Genomic DNA, 26,304 nt, shown 5'->3' with positions numbered 1-26,304 from the left:
TTGTCCCGTTGTCCCGTGGTCCTGCTTTCCTGCTTTCCTGCTTTCCTGCTTTCCTGCTTTCCTGCTTTCCCGCTTTCCCGCTTTCCCGCTTTCCTGTTGTCCCGCTTTCCCGCTCTCCCCCTGCGTCACCACGACCGTTCGCGATATGCCCCGACGCTGCGTCGATATCGCTTCGATGCGGATGCAAACGTTTCCGGACTTCACATGAATGACACCGATTCCTCGCTATGCTCGCGGCGGCACGCACCAACGCAGCCGCATCCTGCGACCCGGTGTGCGCCGTTCCCGCTGGTCCCGCCAATCGGCTCCCTCTTTACCCCACGATAACGACCATGACCCGATCGAACCGTCGTGACTTCCTGCGCGTCGCTGCCGGCACCGCCGGTGCCGCCGCGCTGAACCTGTTCCCGCCCGTGATCCGCGATGCGCTCGCGATTCCCGCGAACCGCCGCACCGGCACCATCCGCGATATCGAACACATCGTGATCCTGATGCAGGAGAACCGCTCGTTCGACCACTACTTCGGCACGATGCGCGGTGTCCGTGGCTTCGGTGACCCGCGCCCGCTGCGCCTCGCGAACGGCAAGTCGGTGTTCCACCAGCCGGTCGGCCCGGCCGAACTGCTGCCGTTCCATCCGGGCGCGGACAAGCTCGGCCTGCAGTTCCTGCAGGACCTGCCGCACGGCTGGCAGGACATGCACGCGGCATGGAACAAGGGCCGCTACGACCAGTGGGTGCCGAACAAGGGCACCACGACGATGGCGTACCTGAAGCGCGACGACATCCCGTTCCACTACCAGCTCGCCGACGCGTTCACGATCTGCGACGCGTACCACTGCGCGATCCCGAGCTCGACCGACCCGAACCGCTACTACATGTGGACGGGCTACGTCGGCAACGACGGCACGGGCGGCGGCCCGGTGCTCGGCAACGAGGAAAAGGGCTACGGCTGGACGACCTATCCGGAGGTGCTCGAACAGGCCGGCGTGTCGTGGAAGATCTACCAGGACATCGGCACGGGGCTCGACGCGAACGGCTCGTGGGGCTGGACGCAGAACCCGTACATCGGCAACTACGGCGACAACTCGCTGCTCTACTTCAACCAGTACCGCACCGCGTTGCCCGGCACGCCGCTGTACGACAAGGCGCGCACCGGCACCAACATCAGCGCCGGCGGCACGCTGTTCGACGTCCTGCAGCAGGACGTGAAGAACGGCACGCTGCCGCAGGTGTCGTGGATCTGCGCGCCGGAAGCGTATTCCGAGCACCCGAACTGGCCGGCGAACTACGGTGCGTGGTACATCGAGCAGGTGCTGAAGGCGCTCGTGTCGAATCCGGACGTATGGAGCAAGACCGCGCTCTTCATCACGTACGACGAAAACGACGGCTTCTTCGACCACGTGCAGCCGCCGTTCGCGCCGCAGTCGCGCGACAACGGGCTGTCGACGGTCGCGACGACCAACGAGGTATTCCCCGGCGACGCATCGCACATGGCCGGCCCGTACGGCCTCGGGCCGCGCGTGCCGATGCTCGTCGTGTCGCCGTGGACGAAAGGCGGCTGGGTCTGCTCGCAGACCTTCGATCACACGTCGCTGCTGCAATTCATCGAGGCCCGTTTCGGCGCGCAATACCCGGTCAAGGCGGCCAACGTGTCGCCGTGGCGTCGCGCGGTATGCGGCGACCTGACCGCCGCGTTCGATTTCGCGACGGCCGACGCCGGCTGGCCGACGCTGCCGGATACGAGCGGCTACGCGCCGCCCGACCGCCTGCGCCACCCCGACTACATCCCCGTGCCGCCGGTGCTGCAGAAGCTGCCGAAGCAGGAGGCCGGACTGCGGCCGGCGCGCGCGCTGCCTTACGAGCTGTTCGTGCACGGCCGCGTCGAATCGGTCAACGGCCAGTTCCGGCTGACCTTCGCGAACACGGGCCGGGCGGGCGCCGCGTTCCAGGTGCAGTCACGCAACCGCCTCGACGGCCCGTGGGCGTACACCGTCGAAGCCGGCAAGCGGATCGCCGACACGTGGAGCGCCGCGGCGTCGCTCGGCCTGTACGACCTCGACGTGTACGGCCCGAACGGCTTCTACTGCCATTTCCGCGGCCCGTTCGCGACCGGCGTCGGCAGCGCGAACGTGAACCCCGAGGTGATCTACGGCTATGACGTCGCGAACGGCAACATCACGCTGCGCCTGATGAACCGCGGCCACAAGGCGGTGCGGCTCAAGGTCACGAACGCATACGGCCACGGCCGCGCGCGCACGTTCGATCTCGCGCCGGGCCAGCAGATCGACGACTACTGGGATCTGCGCGGCAGCCACGGCTGGTACGACCTGACCGTCAGCGACGGCCGGCTGCTCGGCTTCCTGCGCCGCTTCGCGGGCCACGTCGAGACGGGGCGCCCGAGCACCAGCGATCCGCTGATCCGCACGCACGCATCGCACGACGATGCCGAAGCCGCATCGGACGCGCTGTCCGACTGACGGCCTCATGTGAGGCAGCGCGGCCCCGGCGGGCCGCGCTGCCTCCCCCCACCTCCACCCCTCCTCTCCGCCCGCTCCGTTCGCGACGGGAAACTCCCGATACCGGCTGCCTCCGCACGCGCGGAAGCTATGCGCAAATCCGCATCGAATGCGCGGCAAATTGCCAAGACCCACGCATATCGGCGACCTATATATCGAAACGATCGGGGCTCTTCGCCGAGCCTGACGGGAGATTCTTCCGAGGATCACGATGCCGACCTCCCCGCCCGATTCCGAGAAGCGGTCGAACCGCCCGCCCGTCGCACGCGTTCAGCCATCCCGAGCGTGTGCGGTACTTACTCGCAGGTATCGAACAAGAGGAACAACATGAAATTCCGTCATTCCCTGCTGTCGGTGTCGATTGCATCCGCGCTTGCCCTCCTCTCGCAACAGGCCGCCCGGGCCGCCGACACGACCGACGTGAAGGTCGGTTTCGCCGCGCCGCTCACGGGCGTGAACGCCGGCTACGGCAAGGACCTGCAGAACGGCGTGCAGCTCGCGCTCGACGATGCCGCCGCGCAGAAGGTGCAGATCGCCGGCAAGCCCGCGCACTTCAACCTCGTCGTGCAGGACGACCAGGCCGACCCGCGCATCGGCGTGCAGGCCGCGCAGGCGCTCGTCGACCAGAACGTGTCGGTCGTGGTCGGCCATTTCAACTCGGGGACGACGATTCCGGCCTCGGTCGTCTACGACAAGGCCGGCATCCCGGTGATCGATCCGGCGGCGACCAACCCGACGCTCACCTCGCGCGGGCTGGCGAACATGTTCATGGTGATCGCGACCGACGGCCAGAACGCCGGCAACGCGGGCAAGTACGCGGTCGACGTGACGAAGGCGAAGCGCATCGCGATCATCGACGACCGCACCGCGTTCGGCCAGGGCGAGGCCGACGAGTTCGAGAAGGCCGTGAAGGCCGCCGGCGGGAACCTCATCGGCCGCGAATTCACCAGCAACCAGGCGGTCGACTTTCGCGCGCAGATCACGAGCCTGAAGGCCAAGAATCCCGACCTGATCTTCTTCGGCGGCCTCGATTCGCTCGCCGCGAACTTCATCAAGCAGATGCGACAGCTCGGGCTGAACGCGCAGTTCGTCGGCGGCGGCGGCGTGAAGGACAACGAGTTCATCAAGATCGCGGGCCCGGCCGCCGAAGGCGCGATGGCATGGGAATACGGCCGGCCGCTCGACGAGCTGCCGCAAGGGAAGGATTTCGAGCAGCGTTTCAAGAAGCGCTTCGGCGTCGACGTGCTGTCGTACGCGCAGTTCGGCTACGACGCCGCGTGGGCGGCGATCAAGGCGATGCAGGCGGCCGGCTCGACCGACCCGAAGGTCTACCGTCCGGCGCTGAAGAAGATCGACTTCGAAGGCGTCACCGGCCGCATCTCGTTCGCGAGCGACGGTTCGCTGAAGAGCGGGATGTCGACGCTGTACCAGGTGAAGAGCGGCGCGTGGAAGACGATCACGACGAAGGGAGGCTGATCGGCGGTGCCGGCGGCCGGCGGCGGACAGGCCGCCCGGCCGCGGAGATCGATGAACGGATATCGATCTCGTATGACGACTGATGTTGACGCAATTCGACCGGGCGGGCGCACCGCCCGGCGCATCAGCCGGCCTGCGTGTCGCGCTCGGCCTCGGCCGCCTCGTGCGCGCGGCGCAGCCGCTCGCGGCTGTTGGTGAGGTGCGTGCGCATCGCGGCGCGCGCGGCCTCCGGGTCGTGGCGCGCGATTGCCTCGTAGATGTCCTCGTGTTCGTGGTTCAGCCGGCCGACGTACCGCTCCAGATCGTCACCGGCAAAGCGGGCCGAATTCACGCGCGTACGCGGGATGATCGACGTGCCGAGCTGCGTCATGATGTCGACGAAATAGCGGTTGCCGGTGGATTGCGCGATCTGCAGGTGGAACTGGAAATCGAGCTGCGCCGTGTCGCGGCCGCCGCCCGCCCCCGTTGCGATCGCGTCGAGCGCGCGCCGCAGCGCGACGAGGTCGGTATCGTTCGCGCGCTGCGCGGCGAGGCTCGCGCATTCGCTCTCGAGGCTGATGCGCAGTTCCAGCACCGCGAGCACGTCGCGCAGCGTCGTGATCGTCGCCGGGTCGATCCCGAGCGTCTGGCGGCGCGACGGCTCCAGCACGAAGCTGCCGATGCCGTGGCGCGTCTCGATCAGGCCGCTCGCCTGCATCCGCGAGATGGCCTCGCGCACGACCGTACGGCTCACGCCCTGCGCCGCCATGACTTCGGTTTCGGTCGGCAGCTTGTCGCCGGGACGCAGCGTGCCGTTTTCGATCTGCGCGGTCAGCGCGTCGACGACATCTTGTGCGAGGCTGCGTGCGCGACGGCGCGGCGCTGCGGGAAGCGTAGGCACGGACATGAGGCCGGTTCCTTTTTGAATGATCGTAATGTGAGCCGAGGGTTTACGCGGGGTTTGAGCGAAAGCCGATGATTCATTATACTGCGTCACAAGTCATCCGACGACTGATGATCAAAACACGGATCTCCTGTCGACTCAAGCGCGCACGCCGGCACTGCCTGGTCCCATGCCTTACGATCAGCCAGCTTTCGCGTTCTGCGCTCCGCTGGTCAGGTTGTCGCTCCCACCCCGTTCCGGGTTGCGTCGACCTGCGGGGGCTTGCGCGCCGCGCACGTCGGTTGTCGAATGATCGCACCTCCTGCCGCGCGCGGCAAAGCTTTTGCCGCACGGCATTGCCCACCCTTCTGCCATCGCCGCCCATGAACGCCGTCACTGCCTCGCCCTCCCACGACACGCCGCGCATCGTCGACCTGCAAGCGATTCCGGTCGCCGGCCACGACAGCATGCTGCTCAACCTGAGCGGCGCACACGGCCCGTTCTTCACCCGCAACCTCGTGATCCTGAAGGACAGCGCGGGCCGGACCGGCGTCGGCGAAGTGCCCGGCGGCGAAAGCATCCGCCGCACGCTCGACGATGCGCGTGCGCTCGTCGTCGGCCAGCCGGTCGGCAATTACCATGCGGTGCTCAACGACGTGCGGCGCACCTTCGCCGACCGCGACGCGAGCGGCCGCGGTCTGCAGACCTTCGACCTGCGCACGACGATCCACGCGGTCACCGCGCTCGAGGCCGCGCTGCTCGACCTGCTGGGCCAGCATCTCGGCGTGCCGGTCGCCGCGCTGCTCGGCGAAGGCCAGCAGCGCGAGCGCGTCGAAATGCTCGGCTACCTGTTCTACGTCGGCGATCGAACGAAGACCGCGCTGCCCTACCGCGACGGCAGCGGCGCGACCGACGACTGGACGCGTGTGCGCGACGCAGCCGCGCTGACGCCCGAGGCCGTCGTGCGGCTCGCCGAAGCCGCGCATGCGCGCTACGGCTTCAACGACTTCAAGCTGAAGGGCGGCGTATTCGAAGGTGCGAGCGAGATCGAGGCCGTGACGGCGCTCGCCGAGCGCTTCCCCGACGCGCGCGTGACGCTCGACCCGAACGGCGCATGGTCGCTCGACGAGGCCGTGCGACTGTGTCGCGACCAGCATCACGTGCTCGCCTACGCGGAAGATCCGTGCGGCGCCGAGAACGGCTACTCGGGCCGCGAGGTGATGGCCGAATTCCGCCGCGCGACGGGGCTGCCGACGGCAACCAACATGATTGCGACCGACTGGCGGCAGATGGGCCACGCGGTGCAGTTGCAGGCCGTCGACATTCCGCTCGCCGATCCGCACTTCTGGACGATGCAGGGTTCGGTACGCGTCGCGCAGATGTGTCGCGACTGGGGCCTCACGTGGGGCTCGCACTCGAACAACCACTTCGACGTGTCGCTCGCGATGTTCACGCATGTCGCGGCCGCCGCACCGGGCCAGGTCACCGCGATCGACACGCACTGGATCTGGCAGGACGGCGAGCGCCTGACGCGCGAGCCGCTGAAGATCGAGAACGGGCTGGTAGACGTGCCGAAGCGGCCGGGTCTCGGCATCGATATCGACATGGATGCCGTCGCGGTCGCGCATGAGTTGTACAAGCAGCAGGGGCTCGGTGCCCGCGACGACGCGGCGGCGATGCAGTACCTGATTCCGGGGTGGACTTTCAACAACAAGCGCCCCTGCCTCGTGCGCTGAGCGCGGAACGGACCGGGCGACTGAATCGCCCGGCCGGGCAGGGCTCGACAGGAGCGGCGAGGCCCAGCTGGCGGGTGTCTGGCGGAAAACGCGGCTAGTGTGGGACAGGATCCCGATCGGGATGGCGATGGGAATCCGGCCGGCCAGATCGAGACTCGGCCGGACTTGGCCGGCCGCACCTGTCCGGCCATTCCTGGCCGTCCGCCCCAATCCCCCGCGCCCGCACGCCGTGCGCGGGACTTGTCAGACGATCTGTTTGAGCGCGGCGTCGAGCGCGAGCACCGCGACGCGATCGCCTTCGGTCGCGAGCGGCGCGCGCATGACGATCTGCCGGTTATGGCCGACGGCCGCCGGCGAATCCCACAGCAGCTCGACCTTCGGTCGATTGAACAGGCCGCCGCGGCGCGGCGGCACGACCGAGGGCTGTCCGCCCGTCGCCCCTTCGCCGGCGGCAGGCGCCGTACGGCCGGGCCAGCGCACCGACAGTTCGCGCGCGTCGTACTGGCCGACCTTGCGGCTTTCCATCCAGACGATCGCGGTGCGCGTCAGCACGTCGAGCGAAATCGCATAACGGCCGACCGCGAAGCGGCGGGCCGCCACGTTGGTCCGCCACAGCGGCCGCGGGCGGCAGATCCAGACGATCGCCGCATAAAGCGCCGGGGCGGCAACGAGCCAGCCGTTGGTCGCCGTCACGGCATGCAGCGCGAGGCGCCAGCCATCCACCCAGACGAACATGCCGATCGACCAGACCGCGAACAGGAAACCGATCAGCGCGAAGACGCGCAGCGCCTGGCGCAGCCACTGCGGCAGCGGATGGAACGGCCGCTCGGCGCGCGCGACGGCACCCGGCAGCGCGAGCAGCAGGAAGATCAGCAGGAGGTAGACGAACGCCCAGGGCGACGACACCATCGCGGACAGCGACGAGCGATAGCCCATCTGGGACATCGAGAACAGCCAGCGCGCGAGCAGCACGAGACCGATCGCACGCAACGCGAAGATGACACCGGCGCCGGGGGCCGGCGCTGCGCGCGTGGATTTCGTTCTCGCCAAGACTGCTCTCCTCTGGATATTCGTGCGGGGCCGGATTTCACGGCACGGCCATTATAGGGACATTACCGTCTGGACAGACGACTGGATGCTATGGCGGCCCGCTTCGGGGGCCGTTCGCGGCGTCGGGCGCGGCGAGAATACAACAGATCCGCGCCGCGGATGTGACAACGCCCCGCCGGAAACCCGGACGGGGCGTCGTTGGCAAGCCGCGCGCCGCCAGGCGGCGGCCCGCAATCAGCCTGCGTTGACTTCGCGGAGCACCGTGCGACGCTTCTGGCGCAGCAGTTCCTCGTAGCCCTTCACGTAGTTCTGCGCCATCACCTTCGACGAGAAGCGTGCTTCGAACGCGGCGCGAACCTTCTCGCGCGGCAGCGTATCGAGGCGCTTGAGCGCCGCGACGGCCGACAGTTCGTCTTCGACGACGAAGCCCGACACGCCGTTGTCGATCACTTCCGGCACCGAGCCGCGCTTGAACGCGATCACCGGCGTGCCGCAGGCCATTGCCTCGATCATCACCAGGCCGAAGGGCTCCGGCCAGTCGATCGGGAACAGCAGCGCGTGCGCGTTGCCCAGGAATTCCGTCTTTTCGGCTTCGCTGATTTCGCCGATGTACTCGACGTGCGGCAGCGCGAACAGCGGCTTGATCTTCTCTTCGTAGTACGCGCGGTCAGCCTTGTCGAGCTTCGCGGCGATCTTGATCGGCAGGCCGGCCTGCTCGGCGATGCGGATCGCCGTGTCGACGCGCTTCTCCGGCGAGATGCGGCCGAGGAACGCGAGATAGCTCGGCTTCACGTTCGGGATCGGCGTCAGCAGGTTTTCCGGCAGGCCGTGGTAAACGGTCGACAGCCAGTTCGCCTGCGGCAGCGGGATGCGCTGGTTGTCGGAGATCGACACGACCGGCACGTCGCTGAATGCATTGAAGATCGGCTGCAGTTCCGGCAGGTCGAGACGGCCGTGCATCGTCGTCAGATGCGGGACCGGCTGGCGCGAGAACAGCGAGAACGGGTAGTAGTCGATGTGGCAGTGCAGGACGTCGAACTCTTCCGCGCGGCGGCGCACCTGCTCGAGGAGCAGCATGTGCGGGGCCATCACGTCACGGATCGTCGGGTCGAGGCGCAGCGCCTGCGGCCAGCACGCTTCGAGCTTCGCGGAGGTTTGCGAATCGCCGCTCGCGAAGAGCGTAACGTCATGCCCCATCTCGACAAGTGCTTCGGTGAGGTAGGACACCACTCGCTCGGTACCACCGTACAGTTTCGGGGGCACCGCTTCGTGCAACGGAGCGATTTGGGCGATTCGCATGCGTAACTCCTAAAAAATCGGCTAAAAACCAGGTATGGGTCGGCAACCTGCCGGCGGTCCGGGCTGGATGCATTTCGCCCGAAAAGTCGGACGAATCAGCCTGCCGGGGGCGTCAAACCCGCGCTGCTCAAGGAGCGTCGGCGACGCGACAGGCATAGAACGTTTGAAACGAAGACCCGTTGACAGGGGTTCGTAAAAAACCTGGAATCGAACCCGGAGCCGATTATCTAGGGTTAATCCCGATACGGCGCACAACATTTCAAACACTTTACTTTGTTACAAAGGTGCAACACTTTGCAACCCGCGGACTTGGGCGTCCGTTCTAGAGTGGAAGGCCCTTTTGGCATTCCTTGCCCCCGTGACTGCCGGCAGCGTGATTCCGGCACATGAGACAGGACGGGATGCCGGATTTTATCTCAAAATCGATCGAGCACCCCTGGCCGAGGCAAGATTCGCGCAGCGCAGCGCACGGCCTTGTTTACAATGCCGGATTATTCAGTCCGGGCGAACGCCGGCAAGCGATCCCGCCGCAACGCTCAATCACCGAATCACCGCACGCATATTTTGGAATCTCTCACCCCTGCCCAGCGCAACGCCCACAACGCGAAGCTGTCGAGCTACGCGCACCGGCCGATCGCGTTCCTGTTCCGCTACATCCGCCTGCATCCCGTTGCCCACCTGATCGTGCTCTGCAGCGTGCTGGCCGCCGTCGGCTGCGCGCTCGGCTCGCAATACGCGATCAAGCACCTGATCGACGTGCTGGCGACCGGGCGTCATCACCCCGGCCCGCTGTGGAGCGCATTCGCGCTGCTCGTCGGGCTGATCGCGGCCGACAACCTGCTGTGGCGTGTCGGCGGCTGGGTCGCCGCGCATACGTTCGTCGCGGTCACCGGCGACCTGCGGCGCGACCTGTTCCAGTACCTGATCGGCCATTCGCCGACCTACTACTCCGAAAAGCAGCCGGGCACGCTCGCGAGCCGCATCACGGCCACGTCGAACGCCGTCTACACGTCGGAGAACACGATGGCGTGGAACGTGCTGCCGCCGTGCATCGCGGTGATGGGCGCGATCCTGATGATCATCGTCGTCAATCCGATGATGGCCGCCGGCCTGCTCGGCTGTTCGGCCGTGCTGTCGGTGATCCTGTTCAAGCTCGCCGGGCGCGGCTCGGCCCGCCACCATGCGTTCGCGGCGAAGGCCGCCGCGGTCGACGGCGAACTCGTCGACGTGATCGGCAACATGGGCCTCGTGCGTGCGTTCGGGATGACGCTGCGCGAACAGAAGCGCTTCGGCGCAACGGTCAAGGCCGAGATGGATGCGCGCCAGCAAAGCCTGCTCTATCTCGAAAAGCTGCGCCTGCTGCACGCGGTGATCACCGCGATGCTGTCCGCCGGCCTGCTCGGCTGGGCGCTGTGGCTGTGGGACCAGGGCCGCGCGACGTCCGGCGACATCGTGCTCGTCAGCTCGCTCGGCTTCACGATCCTGCACGGCACGCGCGACCTCGCGGTCGCGCTCGTCGACGTCACCCAGCACGTCGCGCGCCTGTCCGAAGCCGTCAAGACGTTGCTCGAGCCGCACGGGATGCCCGATCGTTCGGACGCCCAGCCGCTGTCGGCCAAGGGCGGCCGCGTCGACTTCGAGCGCGTGACGTTCGCGTATCCGCACCGCCGCGCGATCCTCGACCACTTCGATCTCCATATCGAGCCGGGCCAGCGCGTCGGCCTGATCGGCAAGTCGGGCGCCGGCAAGTCGACCGTGCTCGCGCTGCTGCAGCGCTTCTACGACACGCAGGACGGCGTCGTGCAGGTGGACGGCCAGGACGTGAAGTCGATCACGCAGGACAGCCTGCGCCACGCGATCGCGCTCGTGCCGCAGGACATCTCGCTGCTGCACCGGACGATCTACGACAACATCGCGTACGGCCGCCCCGAAGCGACCCGCGACGAAGTGCTCGCGGCCGCGCGCGACGCGCGCTGCGCGGAGTTCATCGAAGCGATGCCGGAAGGCTATGACACGATCGTCGGCGACCGCGGCGTCAAGCTGTCGGGCGGCCAGCGCCAGCGCATCGCGATTGCGCGCGCGATCCTGAAGAACGCGCCGATCCTGCTGCTCGACGAAGCGACGTCCGCGCTCGACAGCGCATCCGAGGAAGCGATCCAGAGCGCGCTCGACCGCCTGATGGTCGGTCGCACGGTGATCGCGATCGCGCACCGCCTGTCGACGCTGCGCAACTTCGACCGGATCATCGTGATGAACAACGGCAAGGTCATCGACGACGGGCCGCCCGACGTGCTGCGCAACCGCCCCGGCCTGTACCGCGACCTGCTCGCGAAGCAGCACGGCCGCCATCACGCGGCGCCCGACGGCAGCACGCCGACCGGCGAACGCGTGGCCTGAAGCACCGGCCCGCAGCCAGCAAAAAAGCCGCAGTGCGAGCAGCACTGCGGCTTTTTCATTTCCGGCGGGAGGTGTCGGTTACGCGTGCTGCAGATCGCGCAGGAAGTTGTCGCGCCACACCGACACGTTGTTCTCGCGAAGCTGCGCGATCATGTCGGTATAACGCGCGCGACGCTCGGCGAGCGGCATCGTCAGCGCCTGCGACAACGCATCGGCCATCCCGTCGATATCGATCGGATTGACGATCAGCGCCCCCGTCAGCTCGCGCGCGGCGCCCGCGAAGCGCGACAGCACGAGCACGCCCGGATCGTCCGGATCCTGCGCGGATACGTACTCCTTCGCGACGAGGTTCATCCCGTCGCGCAACGGTGTCACGTAGCCGACCCGCGCGAGCCGGTACAGCGCCGCGAGCAGCTGGCGGTCGTACTGGCGATGGATATAGAGGATCGGTGCCCAGTCGAGCTCGGCGAAGCGTCCGTTGATGCGCCCCGACTCTCCTTCGAGCTGCAGGCGGATGTCCTGGTACGCGCGCAGCTCCGCTCGCGTCGACGGCGCGATCTGCAGGAACGACACGCGATTGCGATGCGACGGCTCGTGCTCGAGCAGCTTCTCGAACGCGCGGAAGCGCTCGACGAGTCCCTTCGAGTAATCGAGCCGGTCGACGCTCATGATCAGCTTGCGGCCACGCAGCGACGCCGCGAGCGTGCGCACCGCCTTGCCGTGCTCGCCGGCCTGCGCGAGCGCCGCGATCTCGTCCGGATGCACGCCGATCGGATACGCGGCCGCGCGCAGCGTCCGGCCGAATGCGCGCACCGTCACCAGGCGGCCGTCGCGCTCGATCACGCCGTCCGCTTCGGATTCGACGTAATCGCAGAATGCGCGCAGGTCGGGTTCGGTCTGGAAACCGAGCAGGTCGAACGCGCACAGCGACTCGACCAGGTCGCGATGCGGCGGCACGTTGACGAGCACCTGCGCGGCGGGAAACGGGATGTGCAGGAAGAAGCCGATGCGGTTCTTCACGCCGGCCGCACGCAGCGCGCGCGCGAACGGTATCAGGTGATAGTCGTGCACCCAGATCACATCGTCGTCCTGCAGCAGCGGCACGAGCTGCTGCGCGAGCCACACGTTCACGCGGCTGTAGCCTTCGAACTCGTGACGGTCGTACTGGATCAGGTCGGTGCGGTAGTGAAACGCGGGCCACAGCGTCGCGTTCGAGAAGCCGCGGTAATACTGGTCGTAGTCGCGCCGCGACAGGCCGATGGTCGCGAACGTGACCGGCCCGTGCTCCTCGACGCGAATCTGCGGCGCGCCGGACGCGACAACCTCGCCGCTCCAGCCGAACCACATGCCGCCCGTCTCCTTCAGCGCATCATAGACACCGATCGCGAGGCCGCCTGCCGCCGGTTCGCCTTCCGATATCGGTGCGACGCGGTTTGAAACGATGATGAGGCGACTCATGCGTGCGGCTGCCCCGCACCGAGCCAGTGCGCGATCTGCTCATGCAGCGCGTCGACCGAATCGAGCCGCATGCGGGCGGACGTCTCGCCCGCGCCGACCTTGATCGACAGGCCGCCGCGCGCGTTGACCACCGCGAAGCCCTTCTCGTCGGTCAGGTCGTCGCCCGCGAACAGCGGCACGCGGCCCGCGAACGGCGGCTCGTCGAGGAACGCGGCCAGCGCGCGCCCCTTGTCGACACCCTTCGGCTTGATCTCGAACACCATCTTGCCGGGCTGCAGCACATACGCATCGGCGTAGTCGGCGACGAGGCGCTCGGTGGCCGCGCGCGCAGCCGCCTCGCGCTCGGGCGCGTTGCGGTAATGCAGCGCAACGGCCGCACCCTTGATTTCGAGCAGCATGCCCGGATGACGGTCGACGACGGCCGCCAGCTCGCGCTCGATGCGCAGCAGACGTTCGTCGTTGAAGCCGATGCGCTGCGTGTCGCCGTTCGCATCGCGGCGCTCCGCGCCGTGCAGGCCTGCGATCGGCAGGCCGGGCATCTTGAGGAACGCGTCGAGGTTGTCGATACCGCGCCCGGACACGACCGCGACCGCACCGTGCGAGCGGTGCCGCAGCTCGTCGAGCAGCGTCAGCAGCGACGGCGGAACGTGAATGCTGTCGGGCGTCGGCGCCAGTTCGACGAGCGTGCCGTCGAAGTCGAAGAAGAACGCGGTATCGGTCAGGGACAGGGAAGCCGGAACGGATTGCATCGATTCGATAGTCTGAGGGCCGGCCGGCAAACGCCGCACCGCCGCTGCGCGAATGGAATTGTGCGCATCTTACCGCGCCTGCGCACCGAGATGGGCGAAACCGGCGCATCGCCAGCCGCGCGCCGCCGATTGCGTCAACTGCGACATATTGCCCCGCTCGTCCGCCCCGTACGGGTTTCGAAAGGACGCGGGCGCGCGAATTGCGCTACAGTCGCAACCGCCTGCCGCGCGACGCCTGGCATCGCGCCGGCCGGTCACCTTTCCGTCCGATCGAGCCCCAGGATGTCGTCTGCCCGCCCAGCGCCGCACCGGCGCTTCTCCCGCTTCATCCGCACGGCCGCGGCCTTCGCCGCCGCCGTGGCGCTCGCCGCGTGCACGCACGACGAGCCGCGCTGGAACCTGACCAACGTCACCGGCCACCTGCCCGACCTGTCGTTCACGCTGACGGGCGGCGACGGCCATCCCGTCGACGCCGATGCGTTCCACGGCCAGGTCGCGCTCGTCTACTTCGGCTACACGCACTGCCCCGACGTCTGCCCCGAAACGATGGCACGGCTGATGGAAGTGCTGGCGAAGCTCGGCCCGCAGGCCAACGACGTGCGCATCCTGTTCGTCTCGGTCGATCCTGCACGCGACACGCCGCAGGCGATGCAATCGTATGTCGCCGCGTTCGACGCCGCGCATGCGCGCGGCCTGACCGGCACCGACCGCCAGATAGAATCGCTCGCGAAGCGCTATCGCGTCGCGTACCAGATGGAACAGCGCGATCCGTCCGGCGGCTACGAAGTCACGCACAGCTCGGCCGTCTACATCTTCGACGCGACCGGCCGCGCCCGCCTGCTTGCAACTGACCGCGACTCGCCCGACGCCATCGCCGCCGATGTGCGCCGGATCATCGACACCGCCTCCACCACCTGAATTCCTCTCACGACATGAAGACGAAGACGACACTCAAGACGCTCGCCCTCCTCGCCGCGCTGTGCGCCGGCACCCACGCCTATGCCGCCGGTGCGATCACCGCGCAGAACGCATGGGTGCGCTGGCTGCCGAACAAGCTGCCGGCCGGCGGCTACGTGACGATCGTGAACACGGGCGACAAGCCGGTCGATCTCGTCGACGTCGACAGCCCCGACTACGGGATGGCGATGCTGCACCAGACCGTCTCGAACGGCTCGACGCAGAAGATGGAAATGGTCGACAAGCTGACGATCCCCGCACGCGGCAAGGTCGACATCGCGCCGGGCGGCTACCACTTCATGCTCGAGGAGCCGAAGCACGCGATCAAGCCGGGCGACACCGTGCACCTGCGCCTGAAATTCTCCGACGGCGAAACGGTCGATGCGCCGTTCGCCGTGAAATCGCCGGCCCAGGCGAAGTGATACGCGCGCGATGAACCTCCTGTACTGGCTCGATCCGTGGGAACCGTCGCCGACCGTGGTGATCGCGGTGCTCACCGCTGCCGTGCTGTTCGCGCGCGGCGTGAAGAAGGCGAAGGTGTCGCCGCTGCGGCAGTTCTCGTTCTGGTTCGGGCTGACGGCGCTCTACATCGCACTGCATACGCGGCTCGACTATTTCTTCGAGCACGAGTTCTTCCTGCACCGCGCGCAGCACCTCGTGCTGCACCACCTCGGGCCGTTCTTCATCGCGCTGTCCTATCCGGGCGCGGCGATTCGCGCGGGCATCCCGTTTCGCTGGCGGCAGCGCTTCGTGCGCCCCGCCCTCGCGTGGGCGCCCGTGCGCGCGACGCTCGACGTGGTATTCCATCCCGTCGTCGCGGTCGTGCTGTTCGTCGGGCTGATCTATTTCTGGCTGCTGTCGCCGATCCACTTCATCGCGATGCTCGACTGGCGTCTCTATCGCGTGATGAACTGGAGCATGGTGATCGACGGGCTGCTGTTCTGGTGGCTCGTCGTCGATCCGCGCCCCGCGCCGCCTGCCCGGCTGTCGCCGGGCCGCCGGATCCTGATCGTCGTCGCGGCGATCCCGCCGCAGATCGCACTCGGCGCGCTGATCTTCTTCACGCCGCACGAGCTGTATCCGATCTATTCGATCTGCGGCCGCGCGTTCACGTGGCTGAGCCCGCTGCGCGACCAGCAGATCGGCGGCCTGCTGCTGTGGATTCCTGGCTCGATGATGAGCGTGATCGGCGCGCTGATCGCGCTGCGGCACTGGCTGCGGCTGTCCGCCCGCGGCCGCCTGATCGGCGAACGGGCCGCGCAACGCGCGGACGCGCCGTCGGTCGCGCGCGCCGCGCACTGACTGCCGCGCGGCGCGGCGCGCATTACGCGCGCGCGCTGCTCATCCACACGTGCGGGATGCCGTCCTCGTCGTGCACGTCCGAACTCGGCGTGAAGCCGAATGCCCCGTAAAAGCGCTGCAAGTGGGCCTGCGCATGCAGGCTCACCGGCGTATCCGGCCACTGCGCGCGAATATGCTCAAGGGCGCGCGACAGCAGCCCGTTGCCCAGGCCGGCGCCGCGAAACGCGGCGGTCGTCAGCACGCGGCCGATGCGGACATCGGTGTTCTGCGCATCCGGCAACAGCACGCGCAGATAGCCGGCGAGGCGCCCGGCCGGATCGAATGCGGCCAGATGCCAGGCGGCCTGGTCCGCGTCGTCGATGTCGCGATACACGCAGTTCTGCTCGACGACGAACACGGCGCTGCGGGCTTCGAGGATCGAATAGACTTCGCGCGCCGTCAGCGCGTCGAAGGATTTCCAGCGCCAGTCGAGATCGGCGGCGCTCGGGGATGCGGCGGATGCGTTCATGGTCGGTCCTGATTCGGGCGCGCCGGCCGGCGCGCGGCAACCGTCGATTATGCCCCGAAGCGCACGCGCCGCGCGACCGGCCGCACGCACCCGAAAAAAGGCCCCGCATAACGCGGGGCCTGTCCGTCATACCGGCATCTGGCCGAAACGGCCGTTGTTGAAGTCCTCGATCGCGGTGCGGATCTCCGCTTGCGAGTTCATCACGAACGGCCCATACCCGACGACCGGCTCGTCGATCGGTTCGCCGCTCAGGATCAGCAGCTTTGCGTCGCCGTTCGCTTCGATCTCGACGTCGCTGCCGTCGCGGCCGAGCTGCACGAACTGCGCTTCGCGGGCGACCGTCTCGCCGTTCACCTGCACGGTACCGCTCAGCACGACCACCGCGAGCGTGCGCCCTTCGGCGACCGGGAACCGCGCATGGCCGCCGGCCACGAGCCGCACGTCCCATACGTCGATCGGCGTATGCGTGCGGGCCGGGCCGCGCCGCCCGTCGAGCTCGCCCGCGATGATCCGCGCACGCCCAGCGCCGTCCGGCAGCTCGACCACGGGGATGTCGGCATCCAGCAGCGTCTGGTAGCCGGGCGCCCCCATCTTGTCCCTGGCGGGCAGGTTCACCCACAGCTGGACCATCTCGAGCGGGCCGCCACGCTTCGTGAACCCTTCCGAGTGGAATTCCTCGTGCAGGATCCCGCTCGCGGCCGTCATCCACTGCACGTCACCCGGGCCGATCACGCCGCCCGCGCCGGTCGAGTCGCGGTGCGCGACCTCGCCGTCATAGACGATCGTCACCGTCTCGAACCCGCGGTGCGGATGCTGGCCGACACCGCGCGGCGCCGAGGCCGAGCCCGGCTCGAACGTGGCCGGGCCGGCGTAGTCGAGCAGCAGGAACGGGCTCAGATGCGCGCCGTGAGACTGGTAGCTGAACATCGAACGCACCGGGAAACCGTCGCCGACCCAATGGCCGCGCGGCGCACTGTACACACCCTGGATCTTCTTCATTGCCTTCTCCGAATTGCGGCGAAACACGTGTTTCGCATCCTGGAGAGGAATATAGAGGTGGAACGATCGATCCGGTAGACTGCCAAAATCGCACTCAGCGTTCCATTTCATGAACGATAAAGCGCGGGATCTGAACGATCTCTATTATTTCGTGCAGGTCGTCGAACACGGCGGCTTCGCACCGGCCGGGCGTGCGCTGGACATGCCGAAATCGAAGCTGAGCCGCCGCATCGCGCTGCTCGAGGCGCGGCTCGGGATGCGGCTGATCCAGCGCTCGACGCGCCGCTTCACCGTTACCGATGTCGGCCAGACCTACTACGCGCATTGCCGCGCGATGCTCGTCGAGGCCGATGCGGCCGACGAGGCGATCGCGCTGCTGCACGAGGAGCCGCGGGGCATCGTGCGCGTCAGTTGCCCGATCGTGCTGCTCGATTCGCTCGTCGGCGAGATGATCGCCGCGTTCATGGTCGCGTGCCCGCGCGTCGAGATTCATCTGGAAGCGACCAACCGGCGCGTCGACGTGGTCGGCGAAGGGATCGACGTCGCGATCCGCGTACGCCCGCCGCCGCTCGAGGACAGCGATCTCGCGCTGCGCGTGCTGGCCGAGCGCGGCCAGTGCCTCGTCGCGAGCCCCGCGCTGCTGCGCGAGCATGGCGCACCGGCCGTTCCCGCCGATCTCGCGCGCCTGCCGAGCCTCGATCACGGCGTCCCGCAGTCCACGCACGTGTGGCGGCTGCGCGGGCCCGACGGCGCGCATGCGGAAATCCACCACCTGCCGCGCTTTGTGACCGGCGGCATGCTCGCGTTGCGCGCGGCGGCCGTCGCGGGAGTCGGCATCGTGCAGTTGCCGACGATGATGGTGCGCGACGAGGTCGCGCGCGGCGCGCTGGTAACCGTGCTGCCCGACTGGGCACCGCGCCGCGAGATCGTGCATGCGGTGTTCGCGTCGCGCCGGGGGTTGCTGCCTGCGGTGCGCGCGCTGCTCGATTTTCTGGCCGCGCGGTTTGCCGAACTCGAACCCGACTGAGCTTGCCGTGTCGCGCGCAACCGCGCGCTGCAAACCGTGCGCGCGTGCCGTAGACTGCGGTACGCGCATCGCGCATTCCACAACCCTGATCGCTTTTCCGCCATGTTCACGCTGTCCAACGACCCCAACGCCTCCAAGGCCGATCAATACGCGACGCTCGTCGAGCAAGCACGCGCGCTCGTCGAATCCGAACGCGACCTGACCGCGAACGCGGCCAACTTCGCCGCGCTGGTCTACCACTCGCTCGACCGCCTCAACTGGGCCGGCTTCTACTTCTTCGACGGGACGGAGCTCGTGGTCGGGCCGTTCCAGGGCAAGCCCGCCTGCGTGCGGATCGCGCTCGGCAAGGGCGTGTGCGGCACGGCTGCGCAGACGCGCGAGACGCAGGTCGTGCGCGACGTGCACGACTTCCCCGGCCATATCGCGTGCGACGCCGCGTCGGAATCGGAAATCGTCGTGCCGCTGGTGGCCGGCGACGGCACGCTGATCGGCGTGTGGGACGTCGACAGCCCGGTCGCCGCGCGCTTCGACGAAGAAGACCGCCAGGGGATGGAGGCGCTCTGCCGCGTATTCGTCGAATCCGCATGGCAGAAGGCGCGCGGTTGAGCGGCGGCTGAGCCGCGTTCACGCATGAATCTCGCCGCATGACCTCGAACGAAACGGGCTCCGCAAAGGAGCCCGTTTCACTGTGCCGCCGCCCCGCCCTTCGCGGCGCACTTTACACGTCAGGCAGCGTGCGTGCCGGACAGCGCCGGGGACGCTTGCGGCTTCACATCCTCGGTCAGCACCTCGAAGCCCGTTTCCGTCACCACGACCATGTGCTCCCATTGGGCCGACAGCGAATGGTCCTTCGTGACGACCGTCCAACCGTCCGCCAGCATGCGCGTGTCGCGCTTGCCCGCGTTGAGCATCGGCTCGATCGTGAAGATCATCCCCGGCCGCAGCGGTACGCCCGTGCCCGGGCGGCCGTAGTGAAGCACCTGCGGCTCGTCGTGATAGACGTCGCCGATGCCGTGCCCGCAGTACTCGCGAACCACGCTGAATCCTTCGCGATGCGCGACCTGCTGGATCGCGTAGCCGACGTCGCCGAGCGTGGCACCCGGACGTACCGCGCGGATGCCCGCATGCATCGCCTCATAGGTCGTCGCGACGAGGCGCCGCGCGAGTTCGTTCGGTTCGCCGACGAAATACATGCGGCTCGTATCGCCAAACCAGCCGTCCTTGATCACCGCGATGTCGAGGTTCACGATGTCGCCGTCGCGCAAAGGCCGCGACGTCGGGATACCGTGACACACCACGTGGTTGACCGACGTGCACAGCGTCTTCGGATAACCGTGGTAACCGATGTTCGCCGGGATCGCGCCGAGCACGTCGACGATGTATTCGCGGCAGCGTGCGTCCAGTTCGTCGGTGGTGACGCCCGGCTTCACGTGCTCGGTGATCATCGTCAGTACCTGCGACGCCAGCTTCGCGGCTTCGCGCGACTTCGCGATTTCCGCCATGCCGCGGATCGGGATTTCTCGCTTCGCCATTACGCCACCTGCTCGATGCCGTGTTCGACCGGTTCCGCCGGCCCCGCGTCGCCGCCCCGTGCTTCGGCCTCGATCAGCATCCGGCAGATGTCGCCGTAGGACAGCGCCGGATTGAGTTCCGCCAGCATCCCGACGCGCAGCCAGTGCTCGGCCTGTGCGTTGATCGAGCGGCTCAGCGCCGTGCTGGTCGAGCGCAGCCGCTCGTGCATGTGCTCGGAAATCTTGATGATGCCCATATATCCCCAATTAAACGAAACGTAGTCGATTCGTATATTACGCTGCGGTCGGCTGGCGGGCAAGCCATGCGGATTCGGTCGAGCCGTCGGCCGGCTGCCGGCCCGTCACCGGCGTTGACACCGAATTCCAGTTTGCTGGAAAATAAATCCACCATGAAAGAATCCGTCACCGCCGCGGCCGACGACACCGGCATCAACGAACGCATCGCCCGGCGCGTGCGCGACCTGCGCACCGTGCGAGGCTACACGCTCGATGTGCTGGCTGCGCGCTCCGGCGTCAGCCGTTCGATGATCTCGCTCATCGAACGTGCATCGGCCAGCCCGACGGCCGTCGTGCTCGACAAGCTGGCAGCCGGGCTCGGCGTGTCGCTGGCCGGGCTGTTCGCCGGCGACCAGGACGACGCGCCCGCGCAGCCGCTGGCACGCCGCGCGCAGCAGGCCGAATGGCGGGATCCGGCGTCCGGTTATGTGCGCCGCAACCTCTCCCCGGCTGGCTGGCCGTCGCCGATCCAGCTCGTCGAGGTGGATTTCCCGCCCGGTGCGCGCGTCGCGTACGACAGTGGCGGACGCGAAAGCGCGTTGCATCAGCAGGTGTGGATCATCAGCGGCCGCGTCGACGTCACGCTCGGCGAAACCCTTCACGAACTTCACGAAGGCGACTGCCTGGCCATGCGGCTCGACCAGCCGCTGATTTTCAGCAATCCGTCGCCGCACGCCGCGCGTTATGTCGTCGTGATCTGCGATGCGTCCGCCGCCGGCGTGCGCAACCCCTGATGAACGCGTCGTCGCAGCAGCCGTGCGCGCGACCCACTTACTGCCCACAGGAGTCCGTATGAATTCCCCGAAACAGCGCGACGACGTGCGCCTGATCGATTGCAGCGAGGCCGAGCATGCGCCGGCCATCCTCGAGATCCTGAACGACGCGATCGCGAACTCGACCGCGCTGTACGACTACAAGCCGCGCCCGCCGGAAGCGATGGTCGCGTGGTTCGCGGCGAAACGCGCAGGCGGCTTCCCGGTCATCGGCGCGGTCGACGCGTCGGGTACGCTGCTCGGCTTCGCGAGCTGGGGCACGTTCCGCGCGTTTCCCGCCTACAAGTACACGGTCGAACACAGCGTGTACGTGCATCGCGACCAGCGTGGCCGCGGGCTTGGCGAAGTGCTGCTGCGCGAAGTCGTCCGGCGCGCGCGGGAAGCGGAAGCACACGTGCTGGTCGGCTGCATCGATGCGGCCAATGCGGGGAGCATCGCACTGCATGCGAAGCTGGGATTCGTGCACTCGGGCACGATCAAGGAAGCGGGCTTCAAGTTCGGCCGCTGGCTCGATGCGGCGTTCTATCAGTTGACGCTCGACACGCCTGCGCAACCGGTGGACGGCTGAGCGGATGTCGCGACGGACAAGCGGCATCGCATGGCCGAAGCCCGTTCGAGAATCCCGCTGCATCTGCCGAAATCAAAAAGCCCGCTCGCAGCGGGCTTTGGTTTTCAAACACACGCTACGTGCGCATTTTCCTGGAAAGACGCTGCCCGTCGCGCGCGAAACCGTGATGCGCGTAAAAACGGTGGGCGTCCGGACGTTGGTCACCACTCGTCACCTCCAGCTTCACACATCGGCCGCGCTCGAACCAACGTTGCGCGTCCGCCATCAGCGCACCGCCGATTCCGCATCCCCGGTGACGCTCGTCGACGACCAAACTCGTGATGCGCCCGAGATTCCCGGGTGCGTGAAAGAGCGGAAGGATGTGCAGGCTGATACTGCCGACAATCTCGCCATTCAGAATCGCCACGCAGACCCGGTCACTCGGCTTGTCGGCCAGCGACAGCAATTTTTCATGGATCAGCGCGGGCGTGACGTCATATCCGAGCTGGCGCAACAGCCTCGCGATTGCGGCGCAATCGGAAAGCCGCGCGTCCCTCGTTTCGGGCTCCGGGGTATTCAATCCGCCTCACCAAGTTTCTGCATCGACAGCCTCGACGTTTCGCGCAGGGCCCAAACGCCCGCGGGTCGCGTCATGCTACCGCATCCATCCCGCCCCTCTCACGAGCCATCTCCGCAACGGGCGCGGAAAAAAGAAAAGCCCCGCCGAAGCGGGGCTTTTCTTTTCCTACCTGGAGGCGCGAGCCGGAGTCGAACCGGCCTAAACGGCTTTGCAGGCCGCTGCATAACCGCTTTGCTATCGCGCCAAAAGCGGACTGTCCGGATGCCGTGAGGCAAGAGACAGATTTTTATTCGAGGACCGAAGGTCCATCAAATAAAAAGGGAAGCGTGGCTTCCCCATTACTTGGAGCGGGAGACGAGTCTCGAACTCGCGACCTCAACCTTGGCAAGGTTGCGCTCTACCAACTGAGCTACTCCCGCATTGTCCTGCACCTGCAGCGCTTTGCCGTACCACACGCTGCCAGAAAAATCTGGAGCGGGAGACGAGTCTCGAACTCGCGACCTCAACCTTGGCAAGGTTGCGCTCTACCAACTGAGCTACTCCCGCATGTGTCCTGCATCTGCAGCGCTTTGCCGTACTACACGCTGCCAGAAAAAATCTGGAGCGGGAGACGAGTCTCGAACTCGCGACCTCAACCTTGGCAAGGTTGCGCTCTACCAACTGAGCTACTCCCGCATGCTACTGCGCTACTGCTTCCCCGTCACACACTTACTTCGTCGTGCAGCGGAGAAGCGAGATTATGTCGAAGGCACATTCGTGTGTCAAGGGCTTTTCCAGCCCTTTTTCCAAAAAACCTGCTCGACCGAACGCGTGACACGCATCACGCGCCGCCGCGCTCGCGAATTTGCGGCCACGCGAGCTTCATGTAGTACAGCATCGACCAGATCGTCAGCACCGCCGCGAGATACATCAGCCACTCGCCCCATACGCGCGTATCGATCGTGGCGATGCCGAGCGGCAGTGGCCCGTAGAACAGCAGCATCGGAATCGCGACCATCTGGCATGCGGTCTTGAACTTGCCGAGTTGATTCACCGCCACGCTCTTCGACGCGCCGATCTGCGCCATCCATTCGCGCAGCGCCGAAATCGCGATCTCGCGGCCGACGATCACGAGCGCGATCGCCGCGTCGACGCGCGAAATCTGCACGAGGATCAGCAGCGCCGCCGTCACCATCAGCTTGTCCGCGACCGGATCGAGAAAGGCGCCGAACGACGACGTCTGGTTCCACTTGCGGGCTAGAAACCCGTCGAACCAGTCGGTCAGCGCGGCGAGAATGAAGATCGCCGCCGCCGCGAGGTTGCGGTGCGCGCCGCCCATCACCGTGTCCGGCAGATAGAACACGCCGACGACGAGCGGGATCAGCACGATCCGTACCCACGTCAGGAAAATCGGGAAATTGAACGGCATGGCATGCGGGACAGTAAAGGATTCGCAATTGTGCCGTGTCGACCGGCCTGCCACAAGAACGCTGGCGAGGCAGCCGGCCGCACGGCCGCGTCAGTGAAGCTGCTTGTAGATCTGCTCGGCGAGCGCGTGCGAGATGCCCTCGACGCTCGCGAGTTCCTCGACGCTCGCGGCCACCACGCCGCGCAACCCGCCGAACCGCGCGAGCAGCCGCTGCCGGCGCTTCGCGCCCACGCCTTCGAGTTCCTCGAGCCGCGACGTCTGGCGCGCCTTCGCCCGCTTCGCGCGCATGCCGGTGATCGCGAAGCGGTGCGCCTCGTCGCGAATCTGTGCGACGAGCATCAGCGCGGCGCTCTCCTTGCCGAGTTCGAGCGGCGTGCGGCCGTCCGCGAACACGAGCGTCTCGAGGCCGACCTTGCGCCCCTCGCCCTTCGCGACGCCGACCAGCATCGACGTATCGAGGCCGAGCTCGGTGAACACCTGGCGCGCGATTTCGACCTGACCCTTGCCGCCGTCGATCAGCACGATGTTCGGCAGCAGGCTCGACGCCTCGGCCTGGCGCGTCGACTCGCCGTCGATGCCGGCCGCTTCGTCGACAGCTGCCGCCTGGGCCGCCTGCTCGACCATCTTCTCGTAGCGACGCGTGAGCACCTGCCGCATCGCCGCGTAGTCGTCGCCCGGCGTGATCCCCGTGATGTTGTAGCGGCGGTACTCGCCCGACTGCATCTTGTGATGGTGGTAGACGACGCACGACGCCTGCGTCGCCTCGCCCATCGTATGGCTGATGTCGAAGCATTCGATCCGCAGTGTCGCGAGATCGTCGCATTCGTAGCTGAGCGTCTCCGCGAGCGCGCGCGTGCGCGCCTGCTGCGAGCCCTGCTCGGACAGCAGCCGCATGAGCGCGATCTGCGCATTCTGTTCGGCCATCGACAGCCACGCGCGCCGCTGCCCCTGCGGCTGCCGCACCAGCGACACCTTGTGGCCGGCCTGCTCGGACAGCAATTCGAGCAGGTCGCGGCTCGCGGGCGCATGGCTCACGACCAGCACGGGCGGCACGCGATTGCCGAGATAGTGCTGAGCGATGAACGCGTCGAGCACCTCGGCCTCGACCGACGCCGCCGCGTCGCCGCGCGCGCGGCCGGATTCTTCGGCGGGCAGGTCGGGTAATGCGTCAGCCGGTGCATCGGCAGGCGCGGTGGCCGCTTCCGCCAGTTCGGACTCGTCGCCGAGACCGCCTTCGGCGAGCGTCAGCGCGCTTTCGACGTGCGTCGGGAAATACGCCTTGTCGCCGAGATGCCGGCCGCCGCGCACCATCGCAAGGTTCACGCACACGCGCCCGCCCTGCGCGACCACCGCAAGGATGTCGACGTCGCTGTCGCTGCCGACCTCGATCGCCTGCTGGTGCAGCACCGTCGCGAGCGAGCTCATCTGGTTGCGCACGGCCGCCGCCTGCTCGAATTTCAGCTCGGACGCGAACGCGTGCATCTTCTGCTCGAGCTCCTTCATCACTTCGGACTGCCGGCCGAGCAGGAAACGCGCGGCGTTCGACACGTCGATCGCGTAATCCTCGTCGGAGATCGCGCCGACGCACGGCGCCGTGCAGCGCCCGATCTGATGCAGCAGGCACGGCCGGGTGCGGTTGTTGAAGACCGAATCCTCGCAGGTACGCAACTGGAACACGCGCTGCAGGATCTGGATGCTCTCGCGCACGGCCCAGGCGCTCGGGAACGGCCCGAAATACTGGTTCTGCTTGTCGACCGAGCCGCGGTAATAGGCCATGCGCGGAAAGCGGTGTGCGGTGAGCTTCAGGTACGGATACGACTTGTCGTCGCGAAACAGGATGTTGTAGCGCGGCGCGAGCGCCTTGATCAGGTTGTTCTCGAGCAGCAGCGCTTCGGCCTCCGAACGCGTGACGGTCGTCTCGATGCGCGCGATGCGCGTGACCATCATCGCGATGCGCGGCGACAGCTGCGTCTTCGTGAAATAGCTCGATACGCGCTTCTTCAGGTCGCGTGCCTTGCCGACATAGAGCACGGCGCCCGTCGTGTCGTAATAGCGATAGACGCCCGGCATGTGCGGCAACTGCGCAAGGATCTTCTTCGGTTCGAACGGGGTATCGGGAGCTTCAGGGGATGTCATGCGTGATCCGGGCGCCTTGTAACGCGGAACGGGTCTATTAGAATCGCCAGTTTAGAGCATTCACCGGCCCGCTTCGATGCCACGCACCACCGCTGCCCCCCTGCCCGCCGCGCCGGGCGAACCGATCGCCTGCGACCTCTTCTGCACCGTGATCGACAATTTCGGCGACATCGGCGTCTGCTGGCGCCTCGCGCGCCAGCTCGCGCACGAGCACGGCTGGCAGGTTCGCCTGTTTATCGACGACCTGCGCACGTTCTCGCGCCTGCTGCCTGGCGTCGATCCCGACGCGGGTCGGCAGACGGTCGACACGATCGTGGTCGAACACTGGCATGCGGAAGTCGGCGACGCGCTGGAGATCGCCGATGTCGTGATCGAAGCGTTCGCGTGCGAGTTGCCCGGCGCGTATCTCGCGGCGATGGCGCGCCGCGCGCGCCGCCCCGTGTGGATCAACCTCGAATACCTGAGCGCCGAGGACTGGGTCGCCGACTTCCATCTGCGCCCGTCGCCGCATCCGCGCTACCCGCTGCTGAAGACGTTCTTCTTCCCCGGCCTGTCGGCCGGCACCGGCGGCGTCCTGAAGGAGCACGACCTCGATTCGCGCCGCACGGCCTTCGAAACCGACGCGGCGGCGCGCGACGCATGGTGGCGGCGCGCGACCGGCGGCGCGCCGCCGGCCGCCGGCACGACGGTCGTCAGCCTGTTCGCGTACGAGAATC

At 67.2% G+C, this 26,304-nt stretch carries 25 protein-coding genes and 4 tRNA genes; 13 read left to right on the top strand and 16 right to left on the bottom strand.

Annotated features, from left to right (window positions below; genetic code table 11):
- The 3 genes from L810_RS48785 to L810_RS36075 all read left to right on the top strand — a co-directional run.
- Window positions 1-208, top strand: a 208-nt coding sequence (locus tag L810_RS48785; RefSeq protein WP_218921750.1) for a hypothetical protein, incomplete at its 5' end; no start/stop codon positions are given.
- 124 nt (window positions 209-332) lie between these two features.
- Entirely contained in the window at window positions 333-2,477 is a 2,145-nt protein-coding gene (locus L810_RS36080; protein ID WP_021163108.1) for a phosphocholine-specific phospholipase C, read from the top strand.
- 366 nt (window positions 2,478-2,843) lie between these two features.
- Window positions 2,844-3,992: a branched-chain amino acid ABC transporter substrate-binding protein gene (locus L810_RS36075; RefSeq protein WP_042977615.1), complete on the top strand. Its 1,149-nt coding sequence runs from the start codon at window positions 2,844-2,846 to the stop codon at window positions 3,990-3,992.
- 124 nt (window positions 3,993-4,116) lie between these two features.
- Here the strand turns inward: L810_RS36075 and L810_RS36070 are convergent, their stop codons facing one another.
- A complete protein-coding gene (locus tag L810_RS36070; RefSeq protein WP_021163105.1) occupies window positions 4,117-4,878 on the bottom strand; it encodes a FadR/GntR family transcriptional regulator in 762 nt (253 codons plus the stop codon).
- 359 nt (window positions 4,879-5,237) lie between these two features.
- Between L810_RS36070 and gudD the strand changes: the two genes are divergently transcribed.
- Entirely contained in the window at window positions 5,238-6,590 is a 1,353-nt protein-coding gene (gudD, locus tag L810_RS36065) for a glucarate dehydratase (RefSeq protein WP_021163103.1), read from the top strand.
- Between the two features lie 243 nt (window positions 6,591-6,833).
- Here the strand turns inward: gudD and L810_RS36060 are convergent, their stop codons facing one another.
- Window positions 6,834-7,640: a hypothetical protein gene (locus tag L810_RS36060; protein ID WP_021163102.1), complete on the bottom strand. Its 807-nt coding sequence runs from the start codon at window positions 7,638-7,640 to the stop codon at window positions 6,834-6,836.
- A gap of 234 nt (window positions 7,641-7,874) precedes the next feature.
- Complete coding sequence (locus L810_RS36055; RefSeq protein ID WP_027787985.1) at window positions 7,875-8,939, bottom strand: glycosyltransferase family 4 protein; 1,065 nt, start codon at window positions 8,937-8,939, stop codon at window positions 7,875-7,877.
- A 564-nt stretch (window positions 8,940-9,503) separates the two neighbouring features.
- Here L810_RS36055 and L810_RS36050 point away from each other — a divergent pair.
- Window positions 9,504-11,336 carry an ABC transporter ATP-binding protein gene (locus L810_RS36050; protein WP_042977612.1) on the top strand — a complete coding sequence of 611 codons (1,833 nt, stop codon included), beginning with the start codon at window positions 9,504-9,506 and terminating at the stop codon, window positions 11,334-11,336.
- 78 nt (window positions 11,337-11,414) lie between these two features.
- Here the strand turns inward: L810_RS36050 and otsA are convergent, their stop codons facing one another.
- Window positions 11,415-12,794 (bottom strand): alpha,alpha-trehalose-phosphate synthase (UDP-forming), encoded by a 1,380-nt coding sequence (otsA, locus tag L810_RS36045; protein ID WP_021163099.1) that lies wholly within the window; start codon window positions 12,792-12,794, stop codon window positions 11,415-11,417.
- The gene (gene otsB / locus L810_RS36040) at window positions 12,791-13,543 is read right to left on the bottom strand and encodes a trehalose-phosphatase (RefSeq protein ID WP_021163098.1); all 753 of its coding nucleotides are present in this window, start codon (window positions 13,541-13,543) and stop codon (window positions 12,791-12,793) included. Before otsB ends, otsA begins: the two co-directional genes overlap by 4 nt.
- A 282-nt stretch (window positions 13,544-13,825) precedes the next feature.
- Between otsB and L810_RS36035 the strand changes: the two genes are divergently transcribed.
- The 3 genes from L810_RS36035 to L810_RS36025 are packed head-to-tail and all read left to right on the top strand — an operon-like array spanning window position 13,826 to window position 15,802.
- Window positions 13,826-14,461, top strand: coding sequence for an SCO family protein (locus L810_RS36035; RefSeq protein WP_021163097.1), 636 nt, complete (start codon window positions 13,826-13,828; stop codon window positions 14,459-14,461).
- 14 nt (window positions 14,462-14,475) lie between these two features.
- Window positions 14,476-14,922: a copper chaperone PCu(A)C gene (locus tag L810_RS36030; RefSeq protein ID WP_021163096.1), complete on the top strand. Its 447-nt coding sequence runs from the start codon at window positions 14,476-14,478 to the stop codon at window positions 14,920-14,922.
- Between the two features lie 10 nt (window positions 14,923-14,932).
- Window positions 14,933-15,802 carry a cytochrome c oxidase assembly protein gene (locus L810_RS36025; protein WP_021163095.1) on the top strand — a complete coding sequence of 290 codons (870 nt, stop codon included), beginning with the start codon at window positions 14,933-14,935 and terminating at the stop codon, window positions 15,800-15,802.
- 22 nt (window positions 15,803-15,824) lie between these two features.
- On the opposite strand, the gene L810_RS36020 is transcribed toward L810_RS36025, so the two are convergent.
- Together L810_RS36020 and L810_RS36015 are read right to left on the bottom strand one after the other, a co-directional pair.
- Window positions 15,825-16,310: a GNAT family N-acetyltransferase gene (locus L810_RS36020; RefSeq protein WP_021163094.1), complete on the bottom strand. Its 486-nt coding sequence runs from the start codon at window positions 16,308-16,310 to the stop codon at window positions 15,825-15,827.
- A 126-nt stretch (window positions 16,311-16,436) separates the two neighbouring features.
- The gene (locus tag L810_RS36015; protein ID WP_042977609.1) at window positions 16,437-17,309 is read right to left on the bottom strand and encodes a pirin family protein; all 873 of its coding nucleotides are present in this window, start codon (window positions 17,307-17,309) and stop codon (window positions 16,437-16,439) included.
- A 109-nt stretch (window positions 17,310-17,418) separates the two neighbouring features.
- On the opposite strand from L810_RS36015, the gene L810_RS36010 reads away from it, so the two are divergent.
- Window positions 17,419-18,336 carry a LysR family transcriptional regulator gene (locus L810_RS36010; protein ID WP_021163092.1) on the top strand — a complete coding sequence of 306 codons (918 nt, stop codon included), beginning with the start codon at window positions 17,419-17,421 and terminating at the stop codon, window positions 18,334-18,336.
- A 102-nt stretch (window positions 18,337-18,438) separates the two neighbouring features.
- Window positions 18,439-18,942, top strand: a complete 504-nt coding sequence (locus L810_RS36005) for a GAF domain-containing protein (protein WP_021163091.1) — start codon at window positions 18,439-18,441, stop codon at window positions 18,940-18,942.
- A 119-nt stretch (window positions 18,943-19,061) separates the two neighbouring features.
- On the opposite strand, the gene map is transcribed toward L810_RS36005, so the two are convergent.
- Complete coding sequence (gene map / locus L810_RS36000) at window positions 19,062-19,868, bottom strand: type I methionyl aminopeptidase (RefSeq protein WP_021163090.1); 807 nt, start codon at window positions 19,866-19,868, stop codon at window positions 19,062-19,064.
- Complete coding sequence (locus L810_RS35995) at window positions 19,868-20,104, bottom strand: ParD-like family protein (RefSeq protein WP_021163089.1); 237 nt, start codon at window positions 20,102-20,104, stop codon at window positions 19,868-19,870. Before L810_RS35995 ends, map begins: the two co-directional genes overlap by 1 nt.
- A gap of 153 nt (window positions 20,105-20,257) precedes the next feature.
- Here L810_RS35995 and L810_RS35990 point away from each other — a divergent pair, with 153 nt between their 5' ends.
- Both L810_RS35990 and L810_RS35985 read left to right on the top strand, forming a co-directional pair.
- Window positions 20,258-20,878: a helix-turn-helix domain-containing protein gene (locus L810_RS35990; protein WP_042977608.1), complete on the top strand. Its 621-nt coding sequence runs from the start codon at window positions 20,258-20,260 to the stop codon at window positions 20,876-20,878.
- Window positions 20,879-20,936: 58 nt separating this feature from the next.
- Complete coding sequence (locus L810_RS35985; protein ID WP_021163087.1) at window positions 20,937-21,485, top strand: GNAT family N-acetyltransferase; 549 nt, start codon at window positions 20,937-20,939, stop codon at window positions 21,483-21,485.
- Between the two features lie 115 nt (window positions 21,486-21,600).
- On the opposite strand, the gene L810_RS35980 is transcribed toward L810_RS35985, so the two are convergent.
- From L810_RS35980 to uvrC, 7 genes are all read right to left on the bottom strand, one after another.
- On the bottom strand, window positions 21,601-22,044 hold the full coding sequence (locus tag L810_RS35980; RefSeq protein WP_042977606.1) for a GNAT family N-acetyltransferase: 444 nt from the start codon (window positions 22,042-22,044) through the stop codon (window positions 21,601-21,603).
- Between the two features lie 170 nt (window positions 22,045-22,214).
- A tRNA-Cys gene (locus L810_RS35975) sits at window positions 22,215-22,288 on the bottom strand.
- Between the two features lie 99 nt (window positions 22,289-22,387).
- A tRNA-Gly gene (locus L810_RS35970) sits at window positions 22,388-22,463 on the bottom strand.
- Between the two features lie 51 nt (window positions 22,464-22,514).
- A tRNA-Gly gene (locus L810_RS35965) sits at window positions 22,515-22,590 on the bottom strand.
- A gap of 53 nt (window positions 22,591-22,643) precedes the next feature.
- Window positions 22,644-22,719 (bottom strand) — tRNA-Gly (locus tag L810_RS35960).
- A 145-nt stretch (window positions 22,720-22,864) separates the two neighbouring features.
- Complete coding sequence (pgsA, locus tag L810_RS35955) at window positions 22,865-23,452, bottom strand: CDP-diacylglycerol--glycerol-3-phosphate 3-phosphatidyltransferase (protein WP_021163085.1); 588 nt, start codon at window positions 23,450-23,452, stop codon at window positions 22,865-22,867.
- Between the two features lie 90 nt (window positions 23,453-23,542).
- The gene (gene uvrC, locus L810_RS35950) at window positions 23,543-25,588 is read right to left on the bottom strand and encodes an excinuclease ABC subunit UvrC (protein ID WP_021163084.1); all 2,046 of its coding nucleotides are present in this window, start codon (window positions 25,586-25,588) and stop codon (window positions 23,543-23,545) included.
- Window positions 25,589-25,664: 76 nt separating this feature from the next.
- Here uvrC and earP point away from each other — a divergent pair.
- A partial coding sequence (gene earP / locus L810_RS35945; RefSeq protein ID WP_042977603.1) for an elongation factor P maturation arginine rhamnosyltransferase EarP occupies window positions 25,665-26,304 on the top strand: 640 nt, incomplete at its 3' end.

The organism is Burkholderia sp. AU4i (assembly GCF_000466765.1).
Lineage (GTDB): Bacteria > Pseudomonadota > Gammaproteobacteria > Burkholderiales > Burkholderiaceae > Burkholderia > Burkholderia cepacia.
This window is presented reverse-complemented; position numbering and strand designations above follow the sequence as displayed.

Bases quoted from the DNA above. Each gene is read 5' to 3' on its own strand.
- L810_RS36005 (WP_021163091.1), top strand. From the start codon at position 18,439: ATGTTCACGCTGTCCAACGACCCCAACGCCTCCAAGGCCGATCAATAC.
- uvrC (WP_021163084.1), bottom strand. From the start codon at position 25,588: ATGACATCCCCTGAAGCTCCCGATACCCCGTTCGAACCGAAGAAGATC.
- L810_RS36020 (WP_021163094.1), bottom strand. From the start codon at position 16,310: ATGAACGCATCCGCCGCATCCCCGAGCGCCGCCGATCTCGACTGGCGC.
- otsB (WP_021163098.1), bottom strand. From the start codon at position 13,543: ATGCAATCCGTTCCGGCTTCCCTGTCCCTGACCGATACCGCGTTCTTC.
- L810_RS36030 (WP_021163096.1), top strand. From the start codon at position 14,476: ATGAAGACGAAGACGACACTCAAGACGCTCGCCCTCCTCGCCGCGCTG.
- gudD (WP_021163103.1), top strand. From the start codon at position 5,238: ATGAACGCCGTCACTGCCTCGCCCTCCCACGACACGCCGCGCATCGTC.
- L810_RS35995 (WP_021163089.1), bottom strand. From the start codon at position 20,104: ATGGGCATCATCAAGATTTCCGAGCACATGCACGAGCGGCTGCGCTCG.
- L810_RS35985 (WP_021163087.1), top strand. From the start codon at position 20,937: ATGAATTCCCCGAAACAGCGCGACGACGTGCGCCTGATCGATTGCAGC.
- L810_RS36070 (WP_021163105.1), bottom strand. From the start codon at position 4,878: ATGTCCGTGCCTACGCTTCCCGCAGCGCCGCGCCGTCGCGCACGCAGC.
- pgsA (WP_021163085.1), bottom strand. From the start codon at position 23,452: ATGCCGTTCAATTTCCCGATTTTCCTGACGTGGGTACGGATCGTGCTG.
- L810_RS36015 (WP_042977609.1), bottom strand. From the start codon at position 17,309: ATGAAGAAGATCCAGGGTGTGTACAGTGCGCCGCGCGGCCATTGGGTC.
- L810_RS36080 (WP_021163108.1), top strand. From the start codon at position 333: ATGACCCGATCGAACCGTCGTGACTTCCTGCGCGTCGCTGCCGGCACC.
- L810_RS36075 (WP_042977615.1), top strand. From the start codon at position 2,844: ATGAAATTCCGTCATTCCCTGCTGTCGGTGTCGATTGCATCCGCGCTT.
- L810_RS36010 (WP_021163092.1), top strand. From the start codon at position 17,419: ATGAACGATAAAGCGCGGGATCTGAACGATCTCTATTATTTCGTGCAG.
- otsA (WP_021163099.1), bottom strand. From the start codon at position 12,794: ATGAGTCGCCTCATCATCGTTTCAAACCGCGTCGCACCGATATCGGAA.
- L810_RS35990 (WP_042977608.1), top strand. From the start codon at position 20,258: ATGAAAGAATCCGTCACCGCCGCGGCCGACGACACCGGCATCAACGAA.
- L810_RS36055 (WP_027787985.1), bottom strand. From the start codon at position 8,939: ATGCGAATCGCCCAAATCGCTCCGTTGCACGAAGCGGTGCCCCCGAAA.
- L810_RS36035 (WP_021163097.1), top strand. From the start codon at position 13,826: ATGTCGTCTGCCCGCCCAGCGCCGCACCGGCGCTTCTCCCGCTTCATC.
- L810_RS36025 (WP_021163095.1), top strand. From the start codon at position 14,933: ATGAACCTCCTGTACTGGCTCGATCCGTGGGAACCGTCGCCGACCGTG.
- map (WP_021163090.1), bottom strand. From the start codon at position 19,868: ATGGCGAAGCGAGAAATCCCGATCCGCGGCATGGCGGAAATCGCGAAG.